Origin of the sequence: Occallatibacter sp., from assembly GCF_049510455.1 — a bacterium.
Lineage (GTDB): Bacteria > Acidobacteriota > Terriglobia > Terriglobales > Acidobacteriaceae > Telmatobacter.
This window is the reverse complement of the sequence record NZ_JBEKYX010000173.1, coordinates 1-4,440: the sequence shown is the minus strand read 5'-3', so window position 1 is coordinate 4,440 and position 4,440 is coordinate 1. Positions and strand designations below refer to the sequence as shown.

General features: G+C 55.5%; 4 protein-coding genes. All 4 read left to right on the top strand.

What is annotated here, in order from left to right; genetic code table 11:
• The coding region (locus ABSG47_RS20355; protein WP_424172235.1) for an alpha-amylase family glycosyl hydrolase at positions 1-823 on the top strand (823 nt) is incomplete at its 5' end.
• Positions 824-976: 153 nt separating this feature from the next.
• Positions 977-3,334, top strand: a complete 2,358-nt coding sequence (locus tag ABSG47_RS20350; protein ID WP_424172238.1) for a glycoside hydrolase family 31 protein — start codon at positions 977-979, stop codon at positions 3,332-3,334.
• A 221-nt stretch (positions 3,335-3,555) separates the two neighbouring features.
• A complete protein-coding gene (locus ABSG47_RS20345) occupies positions 3,556-3,924 on the top strand; it encodes a hypothetical protein (RefSeq protein ID WP_424172232.1) in 369 nt (122 codons plus the stop codon).
• Between the two features lie 46 nt (positions 3,925-3,970).
• The gene (locus ABSG47_RS20340) at positions 3,971-4,363 is read left to right on the top strand and encodes a transposase (protein ID WP_424172229.1); all 393 of its coding nucleotides are present in this window, start codon (positions 3,971-3,973) and stop codon (positions 4,361-4,363) included.
• Positions 4,364-4,440: the final 77 nt, after the last annotated feature.

Below are 4,440 nucleotides of genomic sequence, written 5' to 3'. Positions count from 1 at the left end.
GCAATACATGATCGGGGTACTCACGTATTGGGTGAAGGAATTCGCGGTAGACGGGTATCGCTGTGATGCCGCTGGAGAAGTTCCAACTGACTTCTGGGAGCAGGCCCGTCTCGCGTTGGACCGGGTGAATCCCGATATTCTCATGCTCGCCGAGGCATCGAAACCAGAACTCCTTCGCAGCGCCTTTCAGCTCGATTATGCGTGGCCGTTGTTATTCAAGCTTGACGACGTGATCAAGCAGGGTGCTCCGGCCAGCGAACTGCCCAAAATCATCGAGCAGCAACGAGCAGAGTTCCCTCAACACGCCTTGCACATGATGATCTCCGACGATCACGATGAAGATCGGGCAATCGTACGCTACGGAATTCCGGGCGCTCTGGCCGCCTCTGCCCTGATGTTCACCATGGATGGTGTTCCATTGCTCTACAACGGAATGGAGGCGGCAGATGCCACTCCCTCGTCCGGGCCCGCACTGTTTGAGACTCTCAAAATCTATTGGCAATCGTCGCAAATACGCCCCGAGTATCAAAAGTTCTACGACTTCATGATTCCATTCCGCAAGCAACACTCCGCACTTTTGGACGGGCAAGTCACATGGGTTCATAACTCCGATGAGCAGCATGTGCTCAGCTACTTGCGTGGCTCCGGAAATCAAGCACTCCTGGTGGTCATTAACTTTTCCAATACGCCTTTTCGAGGGACCGTGGAAGCATCTTCAGGCGAATGGCAGGAAGTGAAGGAGCCTCTGTTTCACGATACGCAGGTCTCTATTCCATCGGTTTCCCTTAATGCTTTTGAGTTTCGGATATTTGAGAAGAAGTGAATCAGGAGGATCATGTCGACGCTTGTCTCGCACTGGATTCATATCGCAATCTTTTCCATTTTAAGTTTGTCCGCTGTAAGTACAAACGCTCAGCAACTAAGCGCAGCATCTAGCGGTCTAACTGCGATAGCCGGAGACACGACGTTGCAAGTCATGGCCCTGCGAGACGATGTTCTTCGCGTACGCGTATGGAAGGGCGATGCTGTACCGGAAGACGCATCTTGGGCAGTCCTTCCCGAAGCCCGAAGCAGCGGCGTACAGGTTGTTGCCGAGCCGCACGGATTTGCGACAAGGCAGTTGCGAGTCACGCTCGATGACCAGCTTCGACTTACTGTGGCAGATCTCGCGGGCAAAGTCGTGCAGGAAGATGCAGCACCGGTGCGATGGGTTGGGACTAGATTCACCGTCAGCAAAAAGCGAACATCCAACGATCACTTTTTCGGCCTTGGAGACAAGCCCGGCCCGCTTGATCGCGCCGGCGAAGCGTTTACCATGTGGAACACCGACTCCTTCAACTGGCAGGAGTCGACTGATCCTATCTACAAGAGTATTCCGTTCTTTCTGGAAATTAGCGAGGGACGGACTCTCGGTGTTTTCCTCGACAACACGTGGCGCACGGATTTCGATTTTGGTCATGCAGACCCGGCCGAATACACTTTTGGTGCTGTGAACGGGCCACTCGATTATTACCTCATTTATGGTCCGGAGCCAAAGCAGGTGGTTACGGATTGGGCGTGGCTGACCGGTCCCACACCGCTGCCTCCTCTGTGGTCTCTCGGTTTCCAACAGTCTCGGTACACTTACTTCCCGGGTTCCCAACTGCGCGAAGTCGCGGATCGATTCCGTAAGGACCGCATCCCTTGCGATGTGCTCTGGCTGGATATCGATTTTCAGCATGAAAACTGGCCCTTTACGATCAACGAGCAGGCTTTTCCCGATTTCAACGGAATGGTAAGAGATCTCGAGAGCGAGTATTTCAAGCTGGTGGTGATTACAGATCTTCATGTTGCGAAGCAGCCAAATGTCGGATATGCGCCGTATGACTCGGGCGTCGCCGGTGATCACTTTGTGAAGCGTCCTGACGGCTCAACTTACGTTGGAAAGGTGTGGCCCGGTCCCGCAGTGTTCCCGGACTTTACGCAGTCGCAAACCAGACAGTGGTGGGGAACGCTCTACAAGTCGTTCATCGCTGACGGGGTAGCTGGATTCTGGAACGACATGAATGAGCCCTCCGTATTTGACGGCCCTGGTGGAACCATGCCCAACGATGTGCGGCATCGAATTGACGAGCCGGGATTTCGCAAACGTACCGCAACACACGTTGAGATCCACAACATCTATGGCATGCTGAACTCTCGCGGTACTTATGAGGGTGAACTGGCGTTTCGGCCGAATGAGCGGCCCTTTGTAATGACGCGCGCTACCTTTGCTGGCGGACAACGGTACAGCGCAACGTGGACCGGCGACAACAGCTCTAGCTGGAATCACATGCGCATGAGCGTTCCGCAGCTCATCAATCTGGGGCTCAGCGGCCTTTCACTTTCTGGCGCGGACGTGGGGGGATTCGCAGGCTCGCCACCGCCAGATCTGCTGACGAAGTGGATTGAACTTTCGGCTTTTCAACCAATTGACCGCGATCACTCCGCGAAGGGAACGCGCATGCACGAAGTGTGGGTTGATGGCCCGGAACATGAGGCTATTCGCCGCCGTTATATTGAAGAGCGCTACCGGCTGATGCCCTATCTCTACACAGTAGCCGAAGAAACATCGCACGATGGGCTACCCATCGATCGGCCGCTTTTCCTCGAGTTTCCTCACGCCATCGAGAATGGCACACCGTTAGACATAACCACCGGCGGAAGTGAATTCCTATTTGGCAGCCGCATCCTCGTGGCCCCCAATCCATCGCCCGAAGAAATTGCTCCTTACACGGTTCACCTCCCGCCGGGCACATGGTACAACTACTGGACTGGCGAGCGTTTTACGCGTGGCAAATCCGGCGGCCCACTTGATTTGGAGCAGCGTGACGCGGTGATCGCCCAGAAAGATTTGAGCATCACGCCTACCCTTGAACAACTGCCAGTGTATGTACGTGGAGGCACGATTCTCCCTATTGCTCCCCTGACCCAGAGCACGGCTGAGACGCCGACTGGGCCATTGACTCTTCGCGTCTACCCTCTGGCTCCGGGCATCGATACGCCGGGTGAATCATGCGCGGGTGAAGTGTACACGGACGACGGACACAGTTTTGATTTCCGCAAGGGCATCTTTGCCCGAATTGACTTCACCTGTTCGATGAGAGCCGATGGCAGCGTGAGCGTAACCATCGGCAAGCAGGAAGGGACCTGGAAACCCTGGTGGCATGAATATCGGGTAGAGGTGGTGGGCTGGACGCCGAAGAGCGGGAGCGGATTAATAGACGGGAGTGAAACTTCGCTAACCCAAGTGGGCGAACGCTGGGGAGTCACCGTTCCTGCTAACGCTCGTGGGACGCGGATTGATCTGCGTTGAAAGGAGTTCTGAGGCGGGAGACAAGAACTTGTGCGTCCCGAGGTGAGCGGAAGAATCCGAGAATCACACTGCGTTGCCGATTCGTATCGATACTTTGCCCAGAATGTCGGATACCGTTTCGCAATGTATTCGACCAACTATCGTTGAACATCTAGAAAATTTCTAATTTAAGTATCTACATTTCGTGAAATAGTCTTCCTGCCGGATGCAGGGAGGCCTGGATGCAATCCTATTCGCAGGATTTGCGGGATCGAGTACTTGGAGCGCTGGCTCGGGGAGATGGACCGTCGGTGATCGCGCGGCGCTTTGAGGTCAGCCGCTTCTATGTCTATCAGGTGCGGGATCGGGAGCAAGAGACCGGGGTGCGAAGCAGTTTTCAGATCGGCGGTCATCGCCGATCCCGTCTGCAGGAAGCGGAACCGGTTTTGCGCCGCTGGATTGCTGCCGAGCCCGGACTGACTCTGGAGCAATTGCGAGAACGGTTGGCCTCGCAGGGTATTGCGATCAAGATCGGCGCTCTTTGGCACCAGCTGAACAAGTGGAATCTGACCTTCAAAAAAAACGCTGCACGCCAGCGAGCAAGAGCGTGAGGACGTGCAGGCTGCGCGGCGTGCATGGACTTAAGCTCAGCCGGCGATGGACGTCGAGAAGCTGGTCTTTATCGATGAAACCTGGGCTGCGACCAACACGACGCGAAGCCATGGCCGCGCCCCTAAGGGCTGTCGGTGCGTCGCTTCAGCGCCCCTCGGCGATTGGCAAACAACGACCTTTGTCGCCGGTCTGCGCCACCATCAACTGACCGCTCCGATGGTCGTCGACGGGCACATGGACGGTGAATTGTTCCCGGCTGGGGTCAAGCAGTTCCTGTGCCCCACACTTCAGACCGGCGACATTGTCATCCTCGACAATCTCAGCCGCCACAAGGTGGACGGAGTCCAGCAAGCCATCGCCATTCCCGGTGCGATGGTGCTCTATCTGCCTCCCTATTCTCCCGATCTAGAGCCTATTCCTCATAGGTATATAGTTTAATACTTTGCTGACGTAGCGTTTGTGGGCAGAGTGTAGGGATGGCGCGTGCGTACAGTGATGATCTTCGCAGGAAGTTG